Below are 5,716 nucleotides of genomic sequence, written 5' to 3' on the forward strand. Positions count from 1 at the left end.
CCAGGTGGGAAACCTGGCCGGCGCCGAGCACTCGACGGTGAAAGGGTCAGCCCGCGTGACCGGGCTCCGGCAGGTTCGTCCCCGCCGACAGGACCCGGTCCGGGCGGATCGGCAGGTTGCGGTGGCGGACGCCGGTGGCGTGCCACACCGCGTTGGAGATCGCCGCCGCGGCCCCCACGATGCCGACCTCACCGACGCCCTTGATGCCGACCGGGTCGTCCGGGTCCGGGTCGTCCACCCAGTCCGCCTCGACGACCGGCACATCGGCGTTCGCGGCGAAGTGATAGCCCGCGAGGTCGGGAGAGACGAGGCCGCCCGAGGCCCGGTCCCTGACCGCCTCCTCGTGCAGGGCCATGGAAATGCCCCAGATCATTCCGCCGACGAGCTGGTTGCGCGCGGTCAGCGGGTTGACGATCCGGCCCGCCGCGAAGATGCCGAGCATCCGTCGCACCCGGACCTCTCCGCTGGTGACGTCCACGGCCACCTCGGCGAACTGCGCGCCGAAGGAGTGGCGTTCCTTCTGGGTCAGGGCGCCGATGGCTTCGGTGGTGTCGGACCGCGCGGTGATCCCCTCGGGCGGGATGTCGCCGCCCAGGGCCAGCCGCTCGCGCAGTTCGCTCACCGCGATCCCCACCGCCCACGCCCAGGAGCGCGTGCCCATCGAGCCACCGGCGAGCATCGCCGGGCCGAGGTCGCTGTCCGCCATGACCACCCGGACCCGCTCCGGATCCACCGCCAGCGCGTCCGCGGCGATCAGGTTGATGGCGGTCCGGGCACCGGTGCCGATGTCCGCCGCGTTGATGCGCACGGTGAAGGTGCCGTCCGCCTCCGCCGTCACGGCCGCCGTGGACGGGCCGGCCCCGGAGTGGAAGCTGGCCGCCGCCATACCGGTGCCGAGCAGCCAGCGCCCCTCGCGGCGCATCCCCGGACGGGGGTCCCGGTCGGCCCAGCCGAACCTGCGGGAGCCCTCCTCGTAGCAGGCGACCAGATTGCGGCTGCTGAACGGCAGACCCGAGACCGGGCCCCGGTCGGGCTCATTGCGGACGCGCAGCTCGATCGGGTCGATGCCGGTCTTCTCGGCGAGCTCGTCCATGGCGCATTCCAGCGCGAACGAGCCCGGTGCCTCGCCGGGCGCGCGCATGAAGGTCGGGGTCGGCACATCGAGCCGTACGACCCGGTCGCTGGTGTAGTGCGCGTCGGCGTCGTACATCACGCGGGCCACCGTGGCGCTCCGCTCGATGAACTCATGGACGGTCGACGTGACGCACTCGGACCGGTGGTCCAGCACCCGCAGCCGACCCGACTCGTCGGCGCCGAGCCGGACCCGCTGCGCGGTGGGGCTGCGGTAGCCGATCGTCGAGAACATCTGGCGGCGGGTCATGACGACGCGCACCGGGCGATGGAGGACGGTGGCGGCCATGGCGGCGGCCACCTGGTGCGGGCGGGTGGTCTTGGAGCCGAAGCCGCCGCCGACGTGCTCCGACCGCACCCGCACCGACTCCGCGTCGAGGGAGAAGATCTGCGCGAGCTCGGCGGCCACCATCGTGCTGCCCTGGTTGGAGTCGAAGACCTCGAGCCGGCCGCCGTCCCAGTGGGCCGTCGCCGCGTGCGGCTCCATGGGGTTGTGGTGCTCTTCCGGGGTGGTGTACTCGGAGTCCACGACGAAGGTGGACGTGGCGAGTTCGGCCTCGACGTCGCCCTTCGTCGCCACCGCCGGCCCGAAGGGCGAATCCGGCGGGGTGTACATATCCGGGTGTCCGGAGGTGAAGCCGATGTCGTGCGGCTCCTGGTCGTACCGGACCACCAGCGCTTCCGCGGCCTCCCTGGCCTGCTCGGGCCGCTCGGCGAGGACCAGCGCCACCGGCCAGCCCATGAAGGGGACCCGGTCGTGCTGGAAGACCCCGAGGATCGGGTCGGGCTTCCCGATCATGCCCATGTAGTCCAGGTTGACCCGCGGGGCGTTCTCGTGGTGGATGACCGCGAGGACACCGGGCATGGCGAGCACCGGCTCGGACTCGACCGCGGTGATACGGCCGCGGGCCACGGTGGACAGCACCATCCAGCCGTGGGCGAGGTCGGGCAGGGGGATGTCGCCCGCGTAGCGGGCCGCTCCGGTGACCTTCTCCCGGCCCTCCACGCGGGTGCGCGCGGTGCCGAAGGCGCCCGTCGTCGTGGTGGTTCCGGTCGTCGTGGTCATCGGGCGGCCTCCTCGGTGAGTTCGGTCAGCAGGGCCACGACGAGGTTGCGCATCAGCGGCACCTTGTATCCGTTGTGGGGCAGTGCCTCGGCGGCGGCCAGCTCCGCGTCCGCGGCGGCGGCGAACGCCTCGGCGGTCGCCGGGCCTCCGGTCAGCGCCCGCTCGGCCTCCAGCGCCCGCCACGGCCGGGAGGCGACCGCTCCGAGGGCGAGGCGGACCTCGTGGACGACCCCGTCGCGGACGTCGAGGGCGGCGGCGATCGAACCGATCGCGAAGGCGTAGGACGCGCGCTCGCGGACCTTGCGGTAGCGGGAGTGGGTGGCCACCGGGGCCGGTGGCAGGGTGATACCGGTGATCAGCGCACCGGACGGCAGCGCGGTCTCCAGGTGCGGGGTGTCGCCCACCGGAAGATAGAAGTCCGCGAGCGGCAACTCGCCCGGCCCGTCGGCGGTTTCGTACCGTACGACGGCGTCGAAGGCGGCGAGCGCGACCCCCATGTCCGAGGGGTGGGTGGCCACGCAGTGCTCGGAGGCGCCGAAGATCGCGTGGTTGTGGTGCTCACCCTCGATGGCCGGGCAGCCGCTGCCGGGGAGGCGCTTGTTGCAGGGCCCGGCCACATCGGTGAAGTAGCCGCAGCGGGTGCGCTGGAGCAGATTGCCGCCGACGGTGGCCATGTTGCGCAGCTGCCCGGACGCACCGGCCAGGACGGCCTGGGCGAGGGCCGGGTAGCGGCGCCGCACCTCGGGGTGGGCGGCGAGATCGCTGTTGGTGACGGTGGCCCCGATGCGCAGGCCACCGTCCGGCGTCACCTCGACGTGGTCCAGGGGCAGTTCGGTCACGTCGACCAGGCGTCCCGGCCGCTCGACGCCGGTCTTCATCAGATCGACCAGATTGGTGCCGCCGCCGAGGAAACGCGCGTCGGGGTCGGCGCCGAGCACGGAGACCGCCTCGGACACCTCGAGGACCCGCTGGTAGCCGAACTCCTTCATGCGAGGGCCTCCTCGGTCCCGGCCGTGCGCGCCTCGGCGGCCCGCGCGACCGCCTGCACGATCGACACATATGCGCCGCAGCGGCACAGGTTGCCGCTCATCCGCTCCCGGATCTCGTCCGGGCTGAGGGGCGGCGGTCCCGCTTCGGGGCGGACGTCGGCGGTGGCGGCGCTCGGCCAGCCCGCCGCGTGCTCCTCGAGTACGGCGAGGGCGGAGCAGATCTGCCCCGGGGTGCAGTAACCGCACTGGTAGCCGTCGAGGTCGAGGAAGGCCTGCTGCACCGGGTGCAGCTCGTCGCCCTCGGCCACGCCCTCGATCGTGGTGACCTCACGGCCCTCGGCCGCCACCGCGAGCTGGAGGCAGGAGACGGCCCGGCGGCCGTCGATCAGCACGGTGCAGGCACCGCACTGGCCCTGGTCGCAGCCCTTCTTGGTGCCGGTGAGGTCGAGTTGCTCCCGCAGGGCGTCGAGCAGGGTGGTGCGGTGGTCGACGGGCAGCGTGTGTTTCTCGCCGTTGATGGTCAGCGTGATGACGCTGGACGTCGATGGGGCCATGATCAGCCTTCTTTCGCGGGTGTGGGGCGCGTTGAAGTCGTCCGATGGAGGGGTCCGGGGCCCTGGGGAGGGGGTCCCGGGGATGGGGGTGCGGGACAATACCGGTCGGCGCTCGGTTTCGGCCATCCACACTGGCCGTTTCAGCCGGTAAGGTGGACCTAAACGGACACGTGTCCGCTGTGCATGAAACTTAGCGGACAGCTGTCCGGTGAGCAAGGTCGGAGCTACGGCGGGGCCCGGAAGGAGGGGGAGTGCGGGCAGAGAGGGAGGCGCGCCTGCGCTCGGACGCGCAGGCGAACCGCGAGCGCATCCTGGAAGTGGCGCTGGCGGAGCTGACGCGCTCGGCGGACGTCCCGCTGAGCGCCATCGCGAAGAAGGCGGGCGTCGGGCAAGGAACCCTGTACCGCAACTTCCCCAGCCGCGAGGCCCTCGTTCTGGAGATCTACCGCCATGAGATGCGGCAGGTGGCCGACACCGCGGCCGAGCTGCTGCGTACCCGCGCGCCGGATCAGGCCCTGCGGGAGTGGATGGGGCACCTGGCCCGATTCGCCATGGCCAAGGCCGGGCTCGCCGACGCGCTGCACAAGGCCATCAGCGCGTCCTGCGGCCAGGAGAAACCGGGGCACGGCCAGATGACCGAGGCCGTGGCGCTCCTGCTGCGGGCCAACGAGGAGGTCGGCACCATCCGCCCGGGCGTCACCACCGACGACTTCCTGCTCGCCATCGCCGGCCTGTGGCAGATCGGCCCCGACGAGAACGGGCAGGCACGCGCCCGACGGCTGCTGGACCTGGTCATGGACGGGCTGCGCACGGGCGCGCCCGGGGCGGTCGGGCCGGGGGCGGCAGCCGACGGGACGAGCTGAGCCTGACGGGGGGGACGGCAGCCGACCCGGCGGGCCGAGCCCGGCCGGAGGCCCCCGCCCATCGGCGGGCGGTGGCACTCCGTAGCGCGGGCTGTCCCGCGGATCAGCCCGGGACCGGAAGCGCCGTACGCGGCCGGGGCGGGAATCCGGCGGCGCGGTAGCACGCGTCGATCAGTGACATGGTGGTCAGCGCGTCCTCCGCGTCCAGCGGAAGCGGTGTGCCGTGCCGCAGGTGCGCGGCGTACGCGTCCAGCTGGTACGTGTACGACGACCGCTTGCCCAGCTCCTCCGTGCGCTCACCCGCGGGCGTACGCACCACGACCCGGTCGTCCAGATGAGGCTGGACGAAGTTCATCGCCGTCGCCTCACCCCGCGAGCCGATGACCCTGAGGCTCATCCGCCACTCCTCATGTGCCATATGGCAGCGGGCGGATCCGGTGGCGCCGCTGGGGAACGTCAGGTCCGCGTCCAGCCACTCGTCCACCTCCGGTGCGCCGGGCCGGGCGCCGCCCCGGGCGGTGACCAGGCGCGGGGGACCACCGGCCCAGGGGGCGAGCGTGGCTTGCGCGTGCAGGCTGTAGCAGCCCAGGTCCATCAGGGCGCCCCCGGCCAGGGGCAGGGACCAGCGGGGGTCGGATCCGGGTGGGGCGGGCATGGTCATCACTGTCTCGACATGCCGCAGCTCCCCGAGTTCCCCGGAGTCGAGCAGCTCGTGGAGGCGGCGGGTGACGGGGTGGAAGAGGTAGTGGAAGCCCTCCATGAACACGGTGCCCGCCTTGGCGGCGGCGTCGCGCACCTCGGCGGCCTCCTCGGCGTTGCTCGCCGAGGGCTTCTCGGTCAGCACGTGCTTGCCCGCGGCGAGCGCGGCGAGGTTCCACGGCCCGTGCAGGCTGTTGGCCAGCGGGTTGTAGACGACCTCCACATCGGGGTCGGCGATCACATCGGCGTAGGAGTCCAGGACGCGCTCGACACCGTGCTCGGCGGCGAAGGCATCGGCCCGGCCACGGGACCGGGGGGGGGGGGGGCGGGGGGGCCGGGCCGCCGCTGCCCGCGGCGCGCGCCCCCCCCCCCCCCCCCCACCGCGCCCGCGGCCCCCGGCCACACAACACACAC

At 73.1% G+C, this 5,716-nt stretch carries 5 protein-coding genes; 1 reads left to right on the forward strand and 4 read right to left on the reverse strand.

The genetic code is table 11. The features are described from left to right. Positions 1-46: 46 nt before the first annotated feature. From ACFXB5_RS50830 to ACFXB5_RS50840, 3 genes are read right to left on the reverse strand one after another with little or no spacing between them, the layout of a single operon-like run. Entirely contained in the window at positions 47-2,197 is a 2,151-nt protein-coding gene (locus tag ACFXB5_RS50830; RefSeq protein ID WP_385222201.1) for a xanthine dehydrogenase family protein molybdopterin-binding subunit, read from the reverse strand. Beyond that, a complete protein-coding gene (locus tag ACFXB5_RS50835) occupies positions 2,194-3,186 on the reverse strand; it encodes an FAD binding domain-containing protein (protein ID WP_385222204.1) in 993 nt (330 codons plus the stop codon). The genes ACFXB5_RS50830 and ACFXB5_RS50835 overlap by 4 nt, the downstream gene beginning before the upstream one ends. Beyond that, positions 3,183-3,740 carry a (2Fe-2S)-binding protein gene (locus ACFXB5_RS50840; protein ID WP_044567454.1) on the reverse strand — a complete coding sequence of 186 codons (558 nt, stop codon included), beginning with the start codon at positions 3,738-3,740 and terminating at the stop codon, positions 3,183-3,185. The genes ACFXB5_RS50835 and ACFXB5_RS50840 overlap by 4 nt, the downstream gene beginning before the upstream one ends. A 251-nt stretch (positions 3,741-3,991) precedes the next feature. On the opposite strand from ACFXB5_RS50840, the gene ACFXB5_RS50845 reads away from it, so the two are divergent. Beyond that, positions 3,992-4,603, forward strand: coding sequence for a TetR/AcrR family transcriptional regulator (locus ACFXB5_RS50845; protein ID WP_385222207.1), 612 nt, complete (start codon positions 3,992-3,994; stop codon positions 4,601-4,603). Between the two features lie 103 nt (positions 4,604-4,706). Here ACFXB5_RS50845 and ACFXB5_RS50850 read toward each other — a convergent pair whose 3' ends face one another. Continuing rightward, on the reverse strand, positions 4,707-5,714 hold the full coding sequence (locus ACFXB5_RS50850) for a Gfo/Idh/MocA family protein (RefSeq protein WP_385222210.1): 1,008 nt from the start codon (positions 5,712-5,714) through the stop codon (positions 4,707-4,709). Between the last annotated feature and the right edge of the window lie 2 nt (positions 5,715-5,716).

It is taken from the genome of Streptomyces sp. NPDC059455, from assembly GCF_042750115.1.
Lineage (GTDB): Bacteria > Actinomycetota > Actinomycetes > Streptomycetales > Streptomycetaceae > Streptomyces > Streptomyces endocoffeicus.